Below are 18,988 nucleotides of genomic sequence, written 5' to 3'. Positions count from 1 at the left end.
GCCTGTCGAACGGCTGGAGAAGGGCTCAGTCGGCCTGCGGCTCCTCCGCGTCGATCACACCGATGCCCACGGCCTCGTGGTCGGGCTCGGGCTCGTCGCGCTTCGGGGCCTTGGGCTCCTCGCCGGGGGCCTTCTCGGTGCTCGGCTCCTCCAGCTCCTCGGTGCTGGGCACCTCGCTGGCGTCGGCGTCCTCCGGGGAGTCGGCCTCGGCCGGGGTCTTCACCTCGCCCTGGCTCGTGTCCGACGACGGGGTCGGGGTGGGAGTCTGCGCCTCGGGCGTGAGGTCATCGGTGGCTTCGGGCTCGGGGGTGCTGTCGGTCATGATCGTCCCTTTCGGCGATGTCGTCCGTTCAGGATGTCTCGACGGCGGTCGGCGAGGAAGGGGCTTGACTCGTCGGCGGGTTAACCACGGTGAACCGAGATCGCGGATCCGGCGTAGCCTGGAGGAGTGACAGCGTACGTCTCGGCCTTCGACCTCTTCTCCATCGGTGTGGGACCTTCGAGCTCCCACACGGTCGGACCGATGCGGGCGGCTCTCGACTTCGCCCGACGCCTCACCGCCACCGGCATCCTCCCGCGGGTGGCCCGCGTCGGCAGCACGCTGTACGGCTCCCTCGGCGCGACGGGCATCGGTCACGGCACGCCGGATGCCGTCGTCGCCGGCCTCCGCGGCCTCACCCCCGAGACGTGCGATCCCGCCGACGTGCGTGCCGCGTGGACCGACCTCCCGGAGGGCGCGGTGATCCGCCTCGCCGGTACCCACGACGTGCCCTTCGTGAAGTGTGACATCGTGTTCGCCCCGCGCACGCGCCTTCCCGGCCACCCGAACGCCATGACCATCACGGCGTGGGATTCCACGGACGCGGTCCTCGCCGAGGAGACGTACTACTCGGTCGGCGGCGGCTTCATCCGGCGGGACGGCGAGGAGGCGAAGCTCACCACCGCGGGTTTCCCCTATGCCTACGCCGACGCCGCATCGCTGCTCGCCCTCTGCGACGAGCACGGTCTGTCGATCGCCGAGGTCGCCCGCCTCAACGAGACCTCCCTGCGCAGCGAGGAAGAGGTCGCCGCAGGGCTCGACGCGATCTGGGACGCGATGTCGGACTGCGTCGACGCCGGGCTGCACGCCGACGGGGTGCTTCCGGGCATCCTCAAGGTCAAGCGCCGCGCGGGGACGATCCGCGCCCAGCTCGAAGAGGCCGAGGCCGGCGGGCATCGCGAGCTCCCCGGCGAGTGGCTCGGTGCCTTCGCGCTGGCGGTCAACGAGGAGAACGCGGCGGGCGGACGGGTCGTCACCGCGCCCACCAACGGCGCAGCCGGTATCCTCCCCGCCGTCGCCATGTACTGGTGGCGGTTCCTCGCCGACTCCGGGCTCGGAGCCGGGAACGCGGTCACGCCCTACGGCGAGCTGGTCGGGAGCGCGCTCCTCGGGTTCGAGTCCGACGCGCACGCCCTGTCCGAGGCGAGCGACCTCGATGAGGAGCAGACGGCCGAGGCGAACCGGCGCCGCGGTATCCGCCGCTTCCTCCTCACCGCGACCGCGCTCGGCTCGCTGTTCAAGGCCAACGCGTCGATCTCCGGAGCCGAGGGCGGATGCCAGGCCGAGGTCGGATCCGCGTGCGCGATGGCGGCCGGCGGACTCACCGCGGTGATGGGCGGCACCAACAGGCAGATCGAGAACGCCGCCGAGATCGCGATGGAGCACCACCTCGGTCTCACCTGCGATCCGATCGGCGGGCTCGTGCAGATCCCGTGCATCGAACGCAACGCCATCGCCGCCTCGACCGCCGTGACCGCCACGCGCCTCGCGCTGCGCGGTGACGGCAGCCACTACGTCTCCCTGGACGCCGTGGTCGAGACGATGCGCCAGACCGGTGCGGACATGTCGACGAAGTACAAGGAGACCAGCGAGGGTGGCCTCGCGGTCAACGTCATCGAGTGCTGAGCGGGCGCTCCGCCTCGACCGTGTCGGTGGATGCCGGTAGCCTCACGGGACACCACCACGGAGGGACACGATGGATCCGTTCTGGGACCCCCGTTCCCGTCGCCGACGCCAGCAGCCGATCGTGGCGGTGCGTCCGAACGACGATGCCCCGACCCCCGGTGCGGAGTGGCCGACCAGCATCCCCGCCGTCGCCCAGGTGCTGCAGGAGGGGATCGATCTCGACCCGGGAGTGACCTTCCTCGTCGGGGAGAACGGCAGCGGCAAGTCCACCCTGGTCGAGGGCATCGCGATCGCGTACGGGCTCTCGCCCGAGGGAGGTTCCCGGCAGGCGCGGCACACCACCCGAGCCACCGAGTCGCCGTTGTCGGAATGGCTTCGGCTGCAACGGGGTGTGGGGGCCAGCCGGTGGGGATTCTTCCTCCGTGCCGAGACGATGCACTCGTTCTACACCTACCTCGAGGAGAACCCGTCGGCCAACGGAGACGTCCCGTTCCACGAGATGAGCCATGGGGAGTCGTTCCTCGCGCTGCTGGAGAGCCGCTTCGACGAGCCCGGCTTCTACTGCCTCGACGAGCCAGAGGCCGCGCTCTCGTTCAACTCGACTCTCGCCCTCATCGCGGTGCTCCGTCGCATCGCCGACGAGGGGGGACAGGTGCTGTGCGCGACGCACTCGCCGGTGCTGGCGGCACTTCCCGGCGCGAAGATCCTCGAGGTCGGGGAGTGGGGCGTCCGCCCGGCGGCGTGGGACGACCTGGAGATCGTGAACCACTGGCGCTCGTTCCTCGACCACCCGGGACGCTACCTCCGTCATCTCCTGGACTGACCCTCGGCCCGTGGCGCTCCCGCACGAAGTCGTAGGCTGGCGGGCATGACCGAGCAGAAGGGGCCCCGTCGGCGAGGCCGCCCGCGCGGCGGGTCCGACTCGCGGGCCCGCATCATCGCCGCGGCGGTCGACGACTTCGGGGAGAAGGGCTACGACGGCGCGACGATCCGCTCCATCGCGGCGCGGGCCGGTGTCGATTCCGCTCTCGTGCACCACTACTTCGGCACGAAGGCCGACCTGTTCGCCGAGGCCGTCGGCATCCCGCTGCGCCCGGATGTCGACGTTCCGGGAATCCTGGCCGGTCCGCGCGACGAGATCGGCGAACGGCTGATCCGGTATGTGCTGGAAGCCTTCGAGCAGCCCGAGGTGCGGCGGCGCGGCGTCATGTTGCTCCGCACCGCCATCGGGAGTCGACTCACGACGCCGTTGCTGGCGGGTTTCCTGTCGCGCGAGCTCCTCTCGCGTGTGGCGGGGAGCCTCGACACCGACGACGCGGAGCTGCGGGCGTCCCTCGTCGCCTCGCAGATCGCGGGAATGCTGATCGCCCGCTATGTGCTGCGGCTTCCGGCCCTCGCGGCCGCACCGGTCGAGGAGCTCGTGGACCGGGTGGGACCGACCGTGCAGCGCTACCTGTTCGGCTGAAGCGATCCCGTTGACGGGATCGACCTCGGAGCGGATAATTCATCGCATGATGAATATCTCGCACGCGGTGGACATCTCGCAGCTGCGCGTGACCCGCGGACGCACGCAGGTCTTCGACGGCGTCGACCTCGCGATCCCGCGCGGGCAGATCACCGGGCTGCTCGGGCCGTCGGGCTGCGGCAAGACGACCCTGATGCGCTCGATCGTCGGCGTGCAGAAGGTCGCGTCGGGCGAGGTCACCGTGCTCGGAGAGCCGGGCGGGTCCCGTCAGCTGCGGCACCGGGTCGCCTACGGCACGCAGGGCGCCGCGGTGTACGGAGACCTGACCGTGAGACAGAATCTCGCCTACCTGGCCGCGCTCCTCAAGGCGCCCCGCGGCGACGCCGACCGGGTGATCGACGAGGTGGGACTCCAGGCGCAGGCCGGACAGCTGGTGGACTCGCTCAGCGGCGGGCAGTCCACCCGGGTGTCGCTGGCGATGGCGCTGATCGGATCGCCGGAGCTGGTGGTGCTGGATGAGCCGACGGTGGGCCTGGATCCGGTGCTCCGGGTCGAACTGTGGGGCCTGTTCCGGGGGCTCGCGGACCGCGGGGTGACCATGATCGTGTCGAGCCATGTCATGGACGAGGCGCTGCGCTGCGATCGGCTGCTCCTGATGCGTGACGGCCGCATCATCGCCGACACCACTCCGGCGTCGCTGCTCGAGGACACGGGCACCGCCGACCCGGAGGCCGCCTTCCTGGCGCTGATCGAACGCGATCGTGCGGCCGACCGGGAGCGGGGCTCGGACGGTGCGTCGCCTCCCGCGGGTGCGGCCCCGCGATCCCGTCGGGAAGCGCGGCGACAGCACGAGGAGGCCGGAGAATGAACGGCCGCAGGATCTTCGCCACCGCCGGCCGCGTGCTCGCGCAGCTGCGGCACGACCCCCGCTCGATCGCCCTCATGCTCGTCGCACCGAGCCTGCTCGTCGGGCTGTTCGCCTGGCTGTTCAGCGATCAGGACGGTGTCTTCGACCAGTTCGGCGGGGCGATCCTGGCGCTGTTCCCGTTCATCGTGATGTTCCTGATCACCTCGATCACGACCCTGCGCGAGCGGCGCTCCGGCACGCTCGAGCGTCTGATGACGACACCCCTCGACAAGGCCGACTTCATCCTCGGATATGCACTCGCCTTCGGGGTGATGGCTCTGCTGCAGGCCGTGATCACGGTGTCGTTCGCGGTCGGGGTGTGCGGGCTCGACGTCGACGGTCCGCTGTGGCAGCTGGGACTGGTCGCGATCGTCGACGCGCTCCTCGGCACGGCACTCGGGCTGCTGGCGAGCGCCTTCGCGCAGACCGAGTTCCAGGCGGTGCAGTTCATGCCGCTGCTGGTGTTCCCGCAGATCATCCTCGGCGGGCTGTTCATGCCCCGCGACCAGATGCCCGATGTGCTGCACGCGATCTCTGATTGGCTGCCGCTGAGCTACGCGATCGACACGATCAACGCGGTGACCGCCGGGGACGAGGGGTGGGATGTGTTCGGACCACTGCTGGTCGTGCTCGCCTTCGCGGTCGGCGCTCTGGTGCTCGCTTCGCTGACGCTCCGCCGTCGGACGCGCTGAGGCGGCTGTCCGACCTCAGCCCGCGGTGCGGCGCTTGGTGTGGCGGGTCGGTGTGGCCGCCCACGGGTCCTCGGGCCACGGATGCTTCGGGTAGCGGCCGCGCATCTCGGCGCGCACCTGGGCGTAGGGCCCCGACCAGAACGAGGTGAGGTCGTCGGTGACGGCGAGGGGGCGTCCGGCGGGGGAGAGCAGATGGAAGAGCACGGGGACGCGGCCGTCGACCAGCCGGGGAGTCTCCGACCAGCCGAAGCACTCCTGCAGCTTCACGGCGACGACGGGTCGGGCATCCGGGTCATCGGGCGCCGGGTAGGCGATGCGCACGCGTGACCCGCTGGGCACCTCGAGGCGCTCGGGTGCCAGCTCGTCGAAGCGCACCGCCGCGGGCCAGGGCAGCAGCCGGCGGAGCGCCGACGACAGATCCACTCGCGCCGCCGGGGTGCCGTTGGCCAGCGCGTCGAGCTCGGGTGCGAGCCAGGCATCGAGGGCGGCGAGCAGCCCCGTGTCCGACACATCCGGCCACGGCGATCCCAGCTCACGATGCAGCAGTGTCAGCCGGGACCGCAGCTCGACGGCGGGCCCGGACCAGGCGAACATGCTCAGCCCCTCGCGCCGGAGCGCTCGGCGCACGGCATCCCTTCCCTCTTCGGCCGAGGCCCGCACCGGCGCCGAGGACAGCGGGATCGCCCCCACCCGGCGCTCGCGGCGGGCCTGGACGCGGCCCCCGACGAACTCGGCCTCGACGCGGTCGGTGATCAGGTGGTCGGCCGCCTGTTCCATCTGCGCTTCGGTGAGCATCGCCCCGGATCGGATGATCGCCCCGGAGCCGGCGGCCGCGCGACCGGACCCGCGCGTGACATCGGCGATGGCCAGCCACTCGACCGCTGCGAGCGGTCCGGTCACGCCTGCGCGGGTGCCGGAAGCCAGCAGGAACGTGGCCCCGTCGCCCGTGCGGTCCACGCGGCGGGCGACCCGCTCCGGGAAGGCCAGTGCGATCACGAGGCCGACGCCGTCGAGATCGGAGCGCACGCCCGGCGTGGGCGTGCTCATGCGTTCGAGGCGATCCGCATCGCTGCGCCAGCGGCGCGCGTCGGGGGTGCGCCCGCCCCGCAGCGTGACGAGGGCCTTCGCCACGTCGGAGTCCGCGGTGCGCAGGTCGCCGCCCAGCAGCGCGACGACCTCGGCGGCGAGTCGAGCGCCCACCGTCGGGCTGCCGTCGCGCAGGGCTCGGGCGAGCCGCGGATCGGTCGGGAAGCGGGCCAGGTCGCGACCCTCGGCGGTGGCGCGGCCCTCGTCGTCGATCGCCCCGAGTCCGCGCAGAACCGTGAGGGCGTCGGCCAGGCTCTCGGCGGGCAGAGGGTCGATCAGTCGCAGTCCGACCCCGCCCGGTGCGCCCCAGCAGGCGAGCAGCAGGGCCGCGTCCGCGAGGTCGGTCGAGGCGATCTCCGGAGTCGGGCGTGCGGGGGCGGTGGCGTAGGTGCGTTCGTCGACGCAGCGGACGACGGTGCCTGCGCTCTGGCGGGTGGCACGGCCGGCGCGCTGCACGCACGACGAGCGGGAGGCGGCGGCCGTCACGAGCCCCGTCATCCCCCGTGCCGCGTCGCGCTGCGGGGCCCTGGCCAGACACGTGTCCACCACCAGTCGCACGCCGGGGACGGTGAGCGACGACTCCGCGAGCGAGGTCGTGACGATGATGCGGGGCGGTTCGTCCGGGCGGCGGCCGCGGATCACGGCGTCCTGTTCGGTGGCGGGCATCCGGCCGTGCAGCTCCCGGACATCGCAGGCATCGGTCGCGTCGCGGATACGCCGCGCGATCTCCGACACCTCGCGTGCACCCGGCGCGAACACCAGCACGTCGGCGGCCGGGTCGTCGCGGACGAGGTCCAGCGCGGCGGATGCCGTGGTGCGCGCGACGTGGTCGAGGAACGCCCAGGTGACTCCCCGTTCGTCGAGACGCGGGGCAGGACTCGGCGCCCAGCGCTCGGTGAGCGGGAAGGCGGGAACGTCGTGGTCGACGATCGGAGCCGGCTGGTCGTCCGTGCCGATGACGGCCGCGATGCGGGCGGCATCGAGGGTCGCGGACATGGCGATGAGGACGAGGTCGTCGCGCAGTTCGCGGACCTCCGACAGCAGGCCGATCAGGAGGTCGGTCTCGAGCGCGCGCTCGTGCACCTCGTCGATGATCACGGCGTCCACGCCCGCGAGGCCCGGGTCGTCGAGCAGGCGTCGGAGCAGTACACCGGCGGTGACGAACTCGACCCGGGTCTCCCGTCCGACCACGCGCTCGCCGCGGACGGTGAAGCCCACGCGCGAGCCGAGCGGCGATCCGTCGAGCTGCGCAAGCCGGCGCGCGGCTGCCCGGGCGGCCACACGGCGCGGCTGGGTGACGATCACGCGGCCGGGGGTGCGGGAGGCGAGTAGCGGTGGCACGAGCGTGGTCTTGCCCGTGCCGGGAGGGGCGCTCACGACCGCTGAGGTGCTCCTGTCGAGCGTCGTCGAGAGCTCGTCGATGGCGCCCGCGAACGAGAGACCCGCGCCGATCGTGGCGAGGTCGAAGGCGGCGGGCGTCATGCTCCCAGTCTGCCCGGATCTCCGGGGCCGTGGAGCGCCGGCGGAGCAGCCTCGCCCGGAGACAGCGGATGCCGCGACCTGATCGATCGCGGCATCGGCTGTGCAGTGGTGACGGTGCGACTACTCCGTGTCGGCGACGGGCGAAGCAGACGGCGGCGGAGTGGTCGGCTGCGACGCCCGGGTCGCGGTCGGCGCGGGAGCCGCGGCAGAGGCGGACACGCCTTCGCCGATGCCGCGACCGACGGCCTGGCCCTGGATGATACCGGCGAGGTCGAGCCCCGTGGCCGCGTGGACGCTGTCGAACACCGAGCGCAGAGCCTTGGCGTTGTCTGCCCCCACGACGTTCGAGGCGCCGTCCTCGCCCGAGCTGCCGATGATCGACACGTTGCCGATCGCCGCGTAGCCCTTCGAGAACTCGGCCATGATCGACGGCAGCACCTCGAGCACGCGCTGCGAGAGGAACGCGTCCTGGTTGGAGGCGATGGCCTTGGCCTCGGCCTCGAGGGCGGCGGCGCGGGCGTCACCCTCGGCGCGGATGGCGTCTGCCTCGGCGCTGGCGCGCAGACGGCGGGCCTCGGCCTCGGCTTCGGCCTGTGCGCGTAGGGCGTTCGCCTCACCGCTGGCCTTCGCGATCGCGGCCGCCGCTTCACCGTCGGCACGGGCCTTGTCGGCCTGGGCCTGCTGCTCGGCGATGCGGGTGCGGGCCTCGGCCTGCTTGACCTGCTCGATCGCGGCGGCCTCGGCGGCGCGCTCACGTGTGTAGAGCTCAGCCTGGGCGCGGGTCTCGGCTTCGTACCGCTGGGCGTCGGCGACGCGCTTGACGTCGGCGTCGAGCTGGGCCTGCTTGTTCTCGGCCTGCTGCTGCAGAACGGCCTGCTCGGCCTGGGCGCGGGCGAGAGCCTCGGCCTGCTCGGCCTCGGCGCGGGCCCGACCGATGCCGGAGTCGGAGTTGGCCGTGTTGGTGTCGAGCGCGGTCTGCTCGATCAGGTTGGCTTCCTTGTTGGCGATGTTCTTCTGGTTGATCGCACGGTCGGCGTTGGTCTGCGAGATCTCCGCCGACTGCCGCTTCGCCTGGATCTCGGGGGCGCCGAGCGACTGGATGTAGCCGACCTTGTCGGTGATGCCCTTGATCTGGAACGAGTCGAGGATCAGGCCCTGCTCGGCGAGCTCCTGCGAGACGTCGGCGGCGATCTGGTCGGAGAACTTCTTGCGCTCGCGCATCAGCTCGACGACGGAGAGCGTGGCGACGATGCCACGGAGCGCACCTTCGAGCTGCTCGGTGGTGAACTGCTCGATGGCCTTGTCCTGCGAGGCGAATCGCTCGGCGGCCCGACGGACCAGGATCGGGTCGGAGCCGATCTTGACGATCGCGACGCCGTCGACGTTCAGGGTCACGCTGTCGAGCGACTGCGCCTCGGCGTTCAGGGAGACCTGGCGCGAGCGCAGGGAGATGATCTCGTGGCGCTGCGTGATCGGGTTGACGAGCGACTTGCCGTTCACGATGACCGTGACGGGCGACTCCGACATCTCGGACGTGCTCGACCCGTCGGCGGCGATGACGGCGCGCTGCACCTTCTGCTTGCGCCCCGAGATGACGAGGGCCTCGTCGGCTCGAGCGACCTTGATCCAGCTGCGCGCGAACAGCAGCAGGATGAGCAGCAGGACGACGGCGACGACGACCGCGATTCCGACGATGACGAGGATGCCGACGATTCCGGCGATCTCCATGGATGACCTCCCTGGTTCCCCCCGAGGGGGCGGTCTCGGGCACGCCGTGGTGCGCGCCTTCGCCTCCACCCTGCCAGATCGGGGCCCGCTCGCGTCGGGCCGACCGTCATCATCGGCCGATCAGGGGAGAACCGCAGCAAGAGTGCGGGTCGTGCAGGGGGACGGGCTCAGCGCGTGCGGAGCTTCTCCGCGAGGTCGCGCAGCGTGCGGAGCTCGTCGTCGTCGAGGCGCGACATGCGCTCGGCGATCGAGCGCCCGTGCACGGTGGCGAGCGAGCGGAAGGCACGCGCGCCCTCCTCCGTCGCCCGGATCAGTGCGCCGCGCCCGTCGTCGGGATCGGCGCACTTCGACACGAGTCCGCGCGTGACCATGCGCTCGACGAGGCGCGAGACGCTCGGCTGGCTGATCAGCATGTTCGAGGTGATGTCGCGCAGCCGGGCGGTCATGTCGGGGGAGCGGGTGACGGTGAGCAGGACGTCGTATTCGGCCTGCGCGAGATGACTGTGCTCGAAGTCGGCGAGCATCTCGGTGAACAGCTCGTGCTGCGCGCGGAACAGGCTCTCCCATGCCTCCAGGGCGAGCTTGCGATCGGTCATCCTCACAGAATAGTGCGAACAGTAAAGGGCCGGTCGGAGAGGCTCCCGACCGGCCCTTGTCCCTTGCACCAAGAGTGTCCTGCAATCACATGCGGTGGATGCCACAGCAAACATTCACCGTGTGATCACTGTATAACGGCGAGATAACGAATGCAACGGTTTGATCACGGAAACTTCCGGACAGGTGATTCCGGTGAGGTCCTGGTCGGGTCGTCATCATTCCGCATGGAAAGCGCCGGGCACCGCATGGGTTCCGTCTGCAGCAGATCCTCGTGAGCGCAGCCGGAGGAACGTGGGATGCATGTCCGTGATCCACCGCCCCCACTCGCTCTCGCCGCACGCGACGCCTTCGGATTCGCGTCCTCCACGGTGGGGCTACGTCTCGCGGACCGTGAGCCATTTCGGCACCGTCGCGTGCGTGCTCGCGGTCTACCCGCCCGACTCCACGGAAGCGGAACGGCGTCTCGCCGAAACGCACCGCTGGTTCACACCGCTGTCGCTCGGTGGTGGTGTCGTCGCGTGGGTGATGCTGTGCGCGGCCGGCTTCCCTCCGCTGCTCGCCGCGGTGCTGCTGGTCGCCGTTCTGCTTCCGATCGGCATCGTTCTTTCGCGGCGCTCGCGGGGCATCCGCCGGCGCACGGTCACGGTGTCGGCATGCCGGTCCGGTCTCAGCGAAGACACCGTCGCCGAGCGCACGCAGCAACGTCGTCTCGACAACCTGGCCGAAGCACTCGGTGATGCCTCTCTCGCGTGCCGCCAGGGAGTGATCGGGCGCGACCGGTTCGACCGGATCTGGACAGCCGCCTACGCGCAGGCCGCTGCCATCGCCGCGGCGTCCGTCCGCTGACGACGCCCCCTCGACGCCGGACCTTCCCCGTGCGGCGAAGGCCGGACCGCACCCCGCGTTCGCCTAGTCCGCGAGGGGGCTGCCCAGATACTTGCGGCACGCCCCGCCCGGCTCCTCGGCATCGTGCGCGCGAACGTTCCGCAGTGTGACCGCGCCCGCGCAGGGAACGACGACCACGTCTCCCTCGCGAAGGTCGGCCGGCAGGGTGGCGACCGGGTGAGGCCATGCCGCGTTGCCCTCCTCGCCGGGGATCAGCTCGATCGTCGTCGCACGAGCTGTCGACGCTCGACCGATGAGGCGGCACTCCTTCCAGGCGGCATCGACACCCTCGAAGGAGCAGTCCGTGAGCGCGATGCGCTTGCCCTCCTGGCTGTCGACGCGCAGCGTGATCCGGAACAGCAGCACCGTCACGTCGGTCCCGGCGCCCGCCACCGGGAGATCTCCGGTGAGCACGGCGGGCGAGCCGCCGACCTCGAACAGGCGCATCAGTGAGATCCCGCCGACCACGACGTCCGTGGTCGTCGGCGTCGTGTGCACCGGCCACCGCCAGCGGTCGAAGGGAGCGGGGATGCTCTGGCGCAGCGTGGGAAGGATGTGCGTGAGGGTCATGATCCCGTCCTACGCCGCGACGTCCGCTCCGGTGAAGGAGGCCTCATGGAACCCATGCGCCCGCGGGCCGCTCGCTCACGGGTTCGCGACCGGATCCACACGACACCGCCTGGGGAATCACCGGCGTGCCAGGATGGGGCGATGAGCACCCGGGACATCCTCTTCATCGGCGGCAGCGGCGTCATCAGCGCCGCCTCGGTGCAGCGGGCGGTGGAGCAGGGGCATCGGGTGACGGTGCTCAATCGCGGACGGTCCACCGAGCGACCGCTCCCGGCCGAGGTCGAGCTGCTGCAGGCCGACATCCGCGACGCGGCTTCGGTGCAGGACGCCCTGGGAGGCCGGGAGTTCGACGTCGTGGCGCAGTTCACCGCGTTCACGCCCGCCCACGTCCAGGCCGACATCGATCGCTTCGCCGGCCGGACCGGGCAGTACCTGTTCATCAGCTCGGCGTCCGCCTATCAGAAGCCGCCGCTGCGCTATCCGGTCACCGAGTCGACGCCGCTGCGCAACCCCTTCTCGGAGTACGCACGGGACAAGATCGCGTGCGAGGACCTCCTGACCGCCACGTACCGCGACCAGGGGTTCCCGATCACGATCGTGCGCCCCTCGCACACGTACGACCGCACCAGCATGCCGACGCTGGCGGGCTGGAACGACGTGGCGCGGATGCGGGCGGGGCGGCCGGTCGTGGTCCACGGCGACGGGACGACACCGTGGACGATCACGCACACGACGGACTTCGCGGTGGGCTTCGTCGGACTCTTCGGGCGACGCGACGTGGTGGGCGACACCTTCCACATCACCGGTGACCATGCCCCGACGTGGACCCAGATCTACACCTGGCTGGCGGACGCCGCCGGCGTCGAGGCCGACCTGGTGCCCGTGTCGTCGGAGGCGATCTGCGCCGTCCGTCCGGCGCTCGCGGCAGACCTGTGGGGCGACCGGGCCTACCCGATGGTCTTCGACAACAGCAAGATCCGCCGCCTCGTGCCCGAGTTCGAACCCCGCGTGCCGTTCTGGGCGGGTGCCGAGGAGATCATCGCCCACCACGACGCCACCCCGGCGCGCCGGGTGGTCGACGCCGAGCTCGACGCCGACCTGGACCGCATGATCGCGAGCGTGCGCGGCTAGAGCGTTCCGCGGCTCACGAGCGGATCGGCGCCCCGATCGCGAGGCGCTGATCGGCGAGGGGACAGCTGAAGACGTCGCGCTCGCCGAGCCCGACGCGGTTGATGTACCGGACGACGATCGCGTACGACGCGAACAGTCCCGTCTGCGTGTACGGCACGCCCTGGGCCCGGCAGTACTCGGCGATGATCGGCGCCGCGCGACGCAGGTGCGGACGCGGCATCGACGGGAACAGATGGTGCTCGATCTGGTAGTTCAGCCCTCCCATCGCGACATCCAGGATGCGGGTGCCGCGCACGTTGCGGCTCATCATCACCTGGCGACGCAGGAAGTCCAGCGTCAGGTCGCGCGGGACCACCGGCATCCCCTTGTGATTCGGGGCGAACGCGATGCCCATGTAGAACCCGAAGAGCCCCAGCTGCACCGCGAGGAACACGAACGCGATGCCGGGGGACAGCACGAGGAACACGATCACGAGGTACCCGATCATCCGGATGCTGAGGAACGCGATCTCCACCCACCGACGCTCGAGCCTGCCCCGCGTGACGACACGGCGCACGCTCGAGGCGTGCAGGGAGATGCCCTCCAGGAAGAGGATCGGGAAGAACAGCAGTCCCTGGTGCGCACGCAGCCACTGCACGCCGGGACTGTGATGCCGGGCGGCGGTCTCGGCGGTCACGGCGATGACCGGGAGCTCGATGTCGGGGTCGGCGCCGAGCTTGTTCGGGTGGGCGTGGTGTCGCGTGTGCTTGTGCTGCCACCAGCCGTAGCTCATCCCGACGAAGAGGTCGCCGAGGACCAGGCTCGTCCAGTCGTTCCAGCGGCCCGAGACGAAGATCTGCCGGTGCGCCGCGTCATGCCCGAGGAAGGCGATCTGCGTGAAGACGACCGCCAGCACCGCAGCCGTGAAGAGCTGCCACCAGGTGTCTCCGATCCAGAAGAAGACGACCAGGCACGCGGCGAGGACGAGGGGCGCGCCCACGAGCTTCGACCAGTAGTAGCCGTATCGTCGACGCAGGAGTCCGCGGCTGCGGATCTGCTGGGCCAGGTCGGTGAAGCTGCTCGACCCCCGGTTCGCGCGGTCGCGGGGGCGGGTGCGGATGGTCGGACGGATGCCGTCCATGATGACCTCTTCTCCGGCGTCGCCCTTCGGGCGGCGGAGGTTCTGATTGTTGGCGACTATCGCTCAGGGCGTCGCGTTCTGATCTTCAGTTGTGTTTTCTTCCATCGACGGTACGCGCCCAACCTGGGTGGGCGTCCAGGAACGAGACGACTCGCGACGGCTCATGATCAGCAGTCCGACCACCGCGATCGCCGCGAAAGCAGCCGGGATCACGAAGACGAGCGGGAGGCCGATGGCCGCCGCTCCCAGACCGCCTGTCAGGCCGCCGAGGGCCGAGCTGATCGCGGTGGAGCTGAGGAAGATCGCCGAGGCCGTCGCGACGGCCGTGGGCAGCAGACGCTGCGCGACGATGATGCCGAGCGCGGCGAAGACGCCCCAGACGGCACCCATCAGGATCTGCCCGGCGAAGAGCCCGGCCGCGTTGCCCGAGAAGGCGAAGAAGAGGTTCGCGCCGACACCGCACGCGGCGGCGAAAGCCATGAGCCGCGTCATGCCGACCCGCCGCCCGACCACCACGGCGAGGGGCATCAGGGCGAGTTCGACCAGGGGCTGGATGCCGATGATCGCGCCGCTGATCTCGGGCGCGAGGTGCAGCTGCTCGTTCATGTACAGCGGGAGGAACGCGTACTTCACGGACTCGCCCGCGTAGACGCAGATGTACAGCGCCGTGAAGGCCAGGAGCGGCATCATCGCGCGCAGGCCGGGCGCGGTCTTCGCGCGCGAGGCGGCCCCGGGCGTCGTGGCGGCGTCGGGGAGCGGTGGCGGGGTGGTGCGGAGGGTTCCCAGCGGAAGGATCTGGGCGAGGGTGGCGACCGCGACGAAGATCAGCATCGTGCGGTAGCCGGCGTAGGCCGCGAGGAACGACCCCAGCACGGGACCGATCACCCATCCGGCGGTGAGGGCCATCCGCACCACGGCGACGACACCGTCGTCGGCGGACGTCGGCTCTGCGGTGAGCTCGTCGTGGATCGCCGCGAAGAGCTGCGAGGTCGCCGCGCCCGCGAAGCCGAGGACGATCGCGCTGATGACGAACGGCATCCACAGCTCCGTGGAGTACGCGATGCCGAGCCATCCGAGGAAGCCGGCGACGGCGCAGATCCGGAACAGTCCGAGGCGTCGGCCGGTGCGGTCCGAGCGCGCCCCGACGAGATACCCGGCGACGGGAGCAGTGAGACTGGTGAGGTAGTAGAGGCCGGCGACGGTGAACGACGCCCCGAGCTCGGTGACGAGGAAGGAGGCGATGAGCGGGGCCGCGGCCGACATGCCGAGGCCCGAGAGGAAGAGCGCGAGCGTCGACGCCCGATAGAGCGGATGCGTCAGGACCACACGGACCGTGGACGCCTTCTCCGTGGGCTTCGCCGCGACGCCGCCCTCACTCACCGGAGGCACCCGATGCGATGACCACCTCGACGCCGGCAGCACGGAGCTCGTCGAGCACCTCGGCCGGAGCGGATTCATCGGTCACCACGACATCGACGTCGGTGAGAGCGCACACCACGGACATCGCCGACCGCGCGAACTTCGCCCCCTCGGCCACGAGAACCACGCGTCGACCCGCGCCGATCATCGCGCGCTTGGCCGCCGCGTCGTCGAGGTCGTACGCCGTGACTCCCGCGTCGAGCGCGGCGCCGCAGCAGCTGAGGAACACCGTGTCGAAGCGGAGATCTCGCAGCGACTGCTCGACGAGCGGGCCGACGATCGATCCCTCTTCCGGATGGACCGAGCCGCTCGGCAGGATCACCCTGGCCACCGCGCCCCGGGTCAGGGCCTCCAGCGCCTGCACGCTGAACGGCATCACGGTCAGGCGCCGCGACGCGAGCTGCTGGGCGACCGCCGCACCGGTCGTCCCGCTGTCGACGCACACCGCCTCGCCGTCGACGACCAGCTGCGCCGCCGCTTCGGCGATGCGCTCCTTCGCGTCGGACGCTTCGAGTCGGCGCATCGAGTAGGGGAGCCCCTCGCCGCGCAGCCGCGCACTGACCGCACCGCCTCGCACCCGGCGGAGGACGCCGGCACGCGCGAGGTGGTCGAGGTCCCGCCGCACGGTGACCTCGGATACCGAGAACTCGGATGCCACGTCCGCGACGCTGACGCGGCCGCTCGTGTAGAGGGCTTCGAGGATGGCGTCGTGCCGTGACAGTCCGGTCATCGTTCGAACATACAACAGGTGTGTTTCATTCGGAAGCTCGCAGCAGCATTTCGAAAGTCTCTTTGCGGACATCGCCGCTCGTGAATCCCGGCTTCATGTATCGATGCCCGAATTTCCGGGCGAATACTCACGATCTCAAAACGCACATGGAAATGTCTGTTCGATCATGTAGCGTGTGCGTTCTACGAATCGACCAAGGAGACATCATGACGACGCACCTGCTCGTGGACTTCGGTGAGGTGATCAGCGAGCCGCAGTCGGCCGCGGCTGTCCAGGGCATGGCGGCGGTCCTCGGGATGCCCACGACGACGTTCCGCGACCGGTACTGGGTGCATCGCGCCCTCTACGACCGCGGGATCCCCGCCGCGGAGTACTGGGAGGACGTGGCCGGACGGCGGGTCCGCGGGGAGGAGCTGCGCACGCTGCGGAGCCTCGACGTCGAGAGCTGGACGCATCTCAACTTCGGCACGATCACGGCCCTGCGCGACGCCCGTCGCCGCGGTGCTCAGCTGACGCTGCTGTCGAACGCTCCGTGCGACCTCGCGGCCGAGATCCGCGGCTCTGCCGTCCTGCAGGGACTCTTCCCGCTGATGGTGTTCAGCGCGGAGCTGCGGTTGGCGAAGCCCGACGCCGAGATCTTCGACACGGCCCTCGCCCTCGCCGAGGTCGCCGCGGAGGACACCCTGTTCATCGACGATCGGGTCGAGAACCTCGAGGCGGCGTGCGGTCGGCGCATCCGGACCCATCGATTCCGCACCGCCGCCGAGCTGGGGGCGGAACTCGACGGGCTCGCCTTCGGCGCCGTCCCGCAGCGTCGTCCGTGGTGGACGCGCGTCTGACCGCCGGCATCCGCCCTCCGATCTGCGGGGGTGAACGGGTGCGACGCTCGGTGAGAGCGCCGCAACCGGATGGTCATCCCTCGAACGAGCCGGTGGAGGCGCGCAGTTCGGCGACCGACGACGCGTTCATGCGCCGTCCGCGCGTCTCCCCGCCGAGGATCACCGCGATCGCGCCGACGATGCACGCGCCGATCACGAACAGGCTGACGCCCCAGGTCGCTCCACCCGCCGCGGCGACCAGTGCGATCGCGATCAGTGGCGTGGTGCCCGCGGTCACGGCGCCCGCCGTCTCGCGGGCGAACGCGAGCCCGGTGAAGCGGGAGCCGCCCGTGAACAGCTCCGCGAAGTACGCCGCCTGGGGGCCGAACATCGCGCCGACGCCGATCCCCAGGCTGAGCACGATCGCGAGCGTGATCGGGAGCGGCGCTCGGCCGCCCTCGATCAACCAGAAGTACGGGAATGCGAACGCGGCCGAGAACACGATGCCGATGAGCATCACCGGGCGACGGCCGATGCGGTCGGACAGGTGTCCGAACACCGGCAGCAGGACCATGGTGACGGCCGTGCCGATCGTGGTCGCGAACGGGCCGATCGAGGAGGAGAGCTGAAGGTTCCCGACGAGGAACGCCGTGATGAACGCGAGATTCAGCGTCGACACGATGTTCTGCGGCACCTGCGCGAAGAACAGCGTGAGCATCCCCTTCTTCTCCTTCGCGAAGACCTCCTTGACGGGCGACGCGGGAGCGGTCTCCTCCTCCTTCATCTCCAGGAACGCCGGGCTCTCGGCCAGGCGGAGACGGATGACGAGCGCGGCGACGACCACCACGGCGCTCAGCAGGAACGGCACCCGCCACCCCCAGCTGAGGAACTGGTCCTCGGGCAGCGTCGTCACGATCGCGAACACCCCGGAGGCGAGCAGGAGACCGAGGTAGACGCCGGCGGCGGGCCAGGCGCCGTGCAGTCCGCGACGCCGTGGATCGGCGTGCTCCACCGCGAAGATGGCCGCGCCGCCGAACTCGGCACCGGCGCCGATCCCCTGCACGAGGCGGAGGGTGATCAGCAGGATCGGCGCCCAGATGCCGATGTCGGCATACGACGGGATGAAGCCCATCAGGAAGGTGGCGACCCCCATCACCAGGAGGGTGAGGACGAGGACGAACTTCCGTCCGTGCGTGTCACCGAGCCGTCCGAAGATCAGCCCGCCCAGCGGCCGGATCAGATAGCCGACCGCGAACGTCGCGAACGCCGCCATGGTGGCCACCAGCGGGTCGGAGTTGACGAAGATGATCCGGTTGAACACGAGGGCGGCGGCCGTGCCGTAGAGGTAGAAGTCATACCACTCCAGGGCCGAGCCGACCAGAGCGGCCGTGCCCACCCCGAGCATCGAGCTCCGTTCGCGGGGGCCGGTGCTCACCGGGGGGTTGGCGGTTTCGCGAGACATCATCGTCCTTTCTGTCGTGCGGATGGCGCGCCGGAGCGGCCCCGTCGTGCGGGGTGTCCGGTGAGCCGGGGCGACCGGCGAGCGGAGCTGCCGGTGGTCGGGTGCTAGAGCGCGTAGGCCCGGATGGCGGTTCCCCCGAAGACGGCGTCGTGCTCCGCGGGGGAGATCCCCGCGAGCGCGGAGTCGAGTGCGCCGACGACGGTGCCGTAGTCCGCGGCCGCGAGCAGGCACACCGGCCAGTCGGAGCCGAACATCGCCCGCTCGGCGCCGAACACCTCGAGGACGTGCGCGATGTACGGGGCGAGCACGGCGGCGTCCCACCGGTCCCACCGTGCCTCCGTGACCATCCCGGAGAGCTTCACGTCGACGTTCTCGCTTCGGGCGAGCTCGGCGATGAGGGTCGACCAGGGCTCGTGCACGCCCTCGGCGATGGGGGGCTTGGCGATGTGATCCAGTATGAAGCGCAGCGCGGGCAGCCGCCGGACCGTCTCGATCGCGGCGGGGAGCTCGCGGGAGCGGACGAGGAGGTCGTAGGCGAGCTCGCGTCCTGCCACCTCGGCGAGACCGCGCTGCACGTCATCGCGGAGGAGCCACTGCGGATCCGCCTCGTCATGCACCTGATGCCGGATGCCGACCAGGGTGCCCGGAGACGACTCGATCAGACGATCCAGCGTGTCGCCGACGGCGGGGTCGGTGAGGTCGACCCAGCCGACGACACCGCGGACCCAGGGGGTCGTCGCGGCGGTCGCGAGGAACTGCTCGGTCTCGGCGACCTCCGAGACGGTCTGCACGAGCACGGTCCCGTCGATGTCGGACGTGCTCAGCGCGGGAGCCAGGTCGGCGGGAGTGAACGGGCGGCGCACCGGGTCGAGCGCGGCATCCGCCATCCAGGGATAGTCGAAGTCCGCCGGGTCCCAGAAGTGGTGGTGGGCATCGATCCGCAGCGCCATC

General features: G+C 70.7%; 18 protein-coding genes. 8 read left to right on the top strand and 10 right to left on the bottom strand.

Annotated elements, in window-relative coordinates; translation table 11 throughout:
* Nucleotides 1-25 precede the first annotated feature (25 nt).
* Nucleotides 26-322, bottom strand: coding sequence for a hypothetical protein (locus tag AC07VM_RS11515; protein ID WP_494911277.1), 297 nt, complete (start codon nucleotides 320-322; stop codon nucleotides 26-28).
* 126 nt (nucleotides 323-448) lie between these two features.
* Here AC07VM_RS11515 and AC07VM_RS11510 point away from each other — a divergent pair, with 126 nt between their 5' ends.
* The 5 genes from AC07VM_RS11510 to AC07VM_RS11490 all read left to right on the top strand — a co-directional run bounded on the left by AC07VM_RS11510 (nucleotide 449) and on the right by AC07VM_RS11490 (nucleotide 5,009).
* Nucleotides 449-1,945, top strand: a complete 1,497-nt coding sequence (locus AC07VM_RS11510; RefSeq protein WP_494911276.1) for an L-serine ammonia-lyase, iron-sulfur-dependent, subunit alpha — start codon at nucleotides 449-451, stop codon at nucleotides 1,943-1,945.
* 70 nt (nucleotides 1,946-2,015) lie between these two features.
* Nucleotides 2,016-2,768 carry an AAA family ATPase gene (locus AC07VM_RS11505; RefSeq protein WP_494911275.1) on the top strand — a complete coding sequence of 251 codons (753 nt, stop codon included), beginning with the start codon at nucleotides 2,016-2,018 and terminating at the stop codon, nucleotides 2,766-2,768.
* Between the two features lie 45 nt (nucleotides 2,769-2,813).
* Nucleotides 2,814-3,410: a TetR/AcrR family transcriptional regulator gene (locus tag AC07VM_RS11500; RefSeq protein ID WP_494911274.1), complete on the top strand. Its 597-nt coding sequence runs from the start codon at nucleotides 2,814-2,816 to the stop codon at nucleotides 3,408-3,410.
* A gap of 46 nt (nucleotides 3,411-3,456) precedes the next feature.
* On the top strand, nucleotides 3,457-4,278 hold the full coding sequence (locus AC07VM_RS11495; protein ID WP_494911273.1) for an ABC transporter ATP-binding protein: 822 nt from the start codon (nucleotides 3,457-3,459) through the stop codon (nucleotides 4,276-4,278).
* Nucleotides 4,275-5,009, top strand: a complete 735-nt coding sequence (locus tag AC07VM_RS11490; RefSeq protein ID WP_267417303.1) for an ABC transporter permease — start codon at nucleotides 4,275-4,277, stop codon at nucleotides 5,007-5,009. The genes AC07VM_RS11495 and AC07VM_RS11490 overlap by 4 nt, the downstream gene beginning before the upstream one ends.
* Nucleotides 5,010-5,024: 15 nt before the next feature.
* Here the strand turns inward: AC07VM_RS11490 and hrpB are convergent, their stop codons facing one another.
* The 3 genes from hrpB to AC07VM_RS11475 all read right to left on the bottom strand — a co-directional run bounded on the left by hrpB (nucleotide 5,025) and on the right by AC07VM_RS11475 (nucleotide 9,901).
* Nucleotides 5,025-7,577, bottom strand: a complete 2,553-nt coding sequence (hrpB, locus tag AC07VM_RS11485) for an ATP-dependent helicase HrpB (RefSeq protein ID WP_494911271.1) — start codon at nucleotides 7,575-7,577, stop codon at nucleotides 5,025-5,027.
* Between the two features lie 120 nt (nucleotides 7,578-7,697).
* Nucleotides 7,698-9,305: an SPFH domain-containing protein gene (locus AC07VM_RS11480; RefSeq protein WP_494911270.1), complete on the bottom strand. Its 1,608-nt coding sequence runs from the start codon at nucleotides 9,303-9,305 to the stop codon at nucleotides 7,698-7,700.
* A gap of 167 nt (nucleotides 9,306-9,472) precedes the next feature.
* The gene (locus AC07VM_RS11475) at nucleotides 9,473-9,901 is read right to left on the bottom strand and encodes a MarR family winged helix-turn-helix transcriptional regulator (RefSeq protein ID WP_267417306.1); all 429 of its coding nucleotides are present in this window, start codon (nucleotides 9,899-9,901) and stop codon (nucleotides 9,473-9,475) included.
* Between the two features lie 301 nt (nucleotides 9,902-10,202).
* On the opposite strand from AC07VM_RS11475, the gene AC07VM_RS11470 reads away from it, so the two are divergent.
* A complete protein-coding gene (locus tag AC07VM_RS11470) occupies nucleotides 10,203-10,748 on the top strand; it encodes a DUF6611 family protein (protein WP_494911268.1) in 546 nt (181 codons plus the stop codon).
* Nucleotides 10,749-10,811: 63 nt separating this feature from the next.
* On the opposite strand, the gene AC07VM_RS11465 is transcribed toward AC07VM_RS11470, so the two are convergent.
* Nucleotides 10,812-11,357 (bottom strand): hypothetical protein, encoded by a 546-nt coding sequence (locus tag AC07VM_RS11465; RefSeq protein WP_494911267.1) that lies wholly within the window; start codon nucleotides 11,355-11,357, stop codon nucleotides 10,812-10,814.
* Between the two features lie 141 nt (nucleotides 11,358-11,498).
* Between AC07VM_RS11465 and AC07VM_RS11460 the strand changes: the two genes are divergently transcribed.
* Nucleotides 11,499-12,488 (top strand): NAD-dependent epimerase/dehydratase family protein, encoded by a 990-nt coding sequence (locus tag AC07VM_RS11460; protein ID WP_494911266.1) that lies wholly within the window; start codon nucleotides 11,499-11,501, stop codon nucleotides 12,486-12,488.
* A gap of 13 nt (nucleotides 12,489-12,501) precedes the next feature.
* Here AC07VM_RS11460 and AC07VM_RS11455 read toward each other — a convergent pair whose 3' ends face one another.
* The 3 genes from AC07VM_RS11455 to AC07VM_RS11445 form a co-directional block, all read right to left on the bottom strand.
* Nucleotides 12,502-13,608 (bottom strand): fatty acid desaturase family protein, encoded by a 1,107-nt coding sequence (locus AC07VM_RS11455; protein ID WP_494911265.1) that lies wholly within the window; start codon nucleotides 13,606-13,608, stop codon nucleotides 12,502-12,504.
* A 63-nt stretch (nucleotides 13,609-13,671) separates the two neighbouring features.
* Nucleotides 13,672-14,988 (bottom strand): MFS transporter, encoded by a 1,317-nt coding sequence (locus AC07VM_RS11450; RefSeq protein ID WP_494911264.1) that lies wholly within the window; start codon nucleotides 14,986-14,988, stop codon nucleotides 13,672-13,674.
* A complete protein-coding gene (locus AC07VM_RS11445) occupies nucleotides 14,981-15,757 on the bottom strand; it encodes a DeoR/GlpR family DNA-binding transcription regulator (RefSeq protein ID WP_267417312.1) in 777 nt (258 codons plus the stop codon). Before AC07VM_RS11445 ends, AC07VM_RS11450 begins: the two co-directional genes overlap by 8 nt.
* 206 nt (nucleotides 15,758-15,963) lie before the next feature.
* Here AC07VM_RS11445 and AC07VM_RS11440 point away from each other — a divergent pair, with 206 nt between their 5' ends.
* Nucleotides 15,964-16,596, top strand: a complete 633-nt coding sequence (locus tag AC07VM_RS11440; RefSeq protein WP_494911263.1) for an HAD-IA family hydrolase — start codon at nucleotides 15,964-15,966, stop codon at nucleotides 16,594-16,596.
* 73 nt (nucleotides 16,597-16,669) lie between these two features.
* On the opposite strand, the gene AC07VM_RS11435 is transcribed toward AC07VM_RS11440, so the two are convergent.
* Both AC07VM_RS11435 and AC07VM_RS11430 read right to left on the bottom strand, forming a co-directional pair.
* A complete protein-coding gene (locus tag AC07VM_RS11435) occupies nucleotides 16,670-18,040 on the bottom strand; it encodes an MFS transporter (protein ID WP_494911262.1) in 1,371 nt (456 codons plus the stop codon).
* Between the two features lie 101 nt (nucleotides 18,041-18,141).
* Nucleotides 18,142-18,987: an amidohydrolase family protein gene (locus tag AC07VM_RS11430; RefSeq protein ID WP_494911261.1), complete on the bottom strand. Its 846-nt coding sequence runs from the start codon at nucleotides 18,985-18,987 to the stop codon at nucleotides 18,142-18,144.
* Nucleotide 18,988: the final 1 nt, after the last annotated feature.

The sequence above is a fragment of the Microbacterium sp. GW821-FHT01D02 genome (assembly GCF_059422585.1).
This window is presented reverse-complemented; position numbering and strand designations above follow the sequence as displayed.

Bases quoted from the DNA above. Each gene is read 5' to 3' on its own strand.
- AC07VM_RS11455 (WP_494911265.1), bottom strand. From the start codon at position 13,608: ATGGACGGCATCCGTCCGACCATCCGCACCCGCCCCCGCGACCGCGCG.
- AC07VM_RS11470 (WP_494911268.1), top strand. From the start codon at position 10,203: ATGTCCGTGATCCACCGCCCCCACTCGCTCTCGCCGCACGCGACGCCT.
- AC07VM_RS11480 (WP_494911270.1), bottom strand. From the start codon at position 9,305: ATGGAGATCGCCGGAATCGTCGGCATCCTCGTCATCGTCGGAATCGCG.
- AC07VM_RS11460 (WP_494911266.1), top strand. From the start codon at position 11,499: ATGAGCACCCGGGACATCCTCTTCATCGGCGGCAGCGGCGTCATCAGC.
- AC07VM_RS11495 (WP_494911273.1), top strand. From the start codon at position 3,457: ATGATGAATATCTCGCACGCGGTGGACATCTCGCAGCTGCGCGTGACC.
- AC07VM_RS11505 (WP_494911275.1), top strand. From the start codon at position 2,016: ATGGATCCGTTCTGGGACCCCCGTTCCCGTCGCCGACGCCAGCAGCCG.
- AC07VM_RS11440 (WP_494911263.1), top strand. From the start codon at position 15,964: ATGACGACGCACCTGCTCGTGGACTTCGGTGAGGTGATCAGCGAGCCG.
- AC07VM_RS11445 (WP_267417312.1), bottom strand. From the start codon at position 15,757: ATGACCGGACTGTCACGGCACGACGCCATCCTCGAAGCCCTCTACACG.
- AC07VM_RS11490 (WP_267417303.1), top strand. From the start codon at position 4,275: ATGAACGGCCGCAGGATCTTCGCCACCGCCGGCCGCGTGCTCGCGCAG.
- AC07VM_RS11430 (WP_494911261.1), bottom strand. From the start codon at position 18,987: ATGGCGCTGCGGATCGATGCCCACCACCACTTCTGGGACCCGGCGGAC.
- AC07VM_RS11435 (WP_494911262.1), bottom strand. From the start codon at position 18,040: ATGATGTCTCGCGAAACCGCCAACCCCCCGGTGAGCACCGGCCCCCGC.
- AC07VM_RS11515 (WP_494911277.1), bottom strand. From the start codon at position 322: ATGACCGACAGCACCCCCGAGCCCGAAGCCACCGATGACCTCACGCCC.
- AC07VM_RS11500 (WP_494911274.1), top strand. From the start codon at position 2,814: ATGACCGAGCAGAAGGGGCCCCGTCGGCGAGGCCGCCCGCGCGGCGGG.
- AC07VM_RS11465 (WP_494911267.1), bottom strand. From the start codon at position 11,357: ATGACCCTCACGCACATCCTTCCCACGCTGCGCCAGAGCATCCCCGCT.
- hrpB (WP_494911271.1), bottom strand. From the start codon at position 7,577: ATGACGCCCGCCGCCTTCGACCTCGCCACGATCGGCGCGGGTCTCTCG.
- AC07VM_RS11475 (WP_267417306.1), bottom strand. From the start codon at position 9,901: ATGACCGATCGCAAGCTCGCCCTGGAGGCATGGGAGAGCCTGTTCCGC.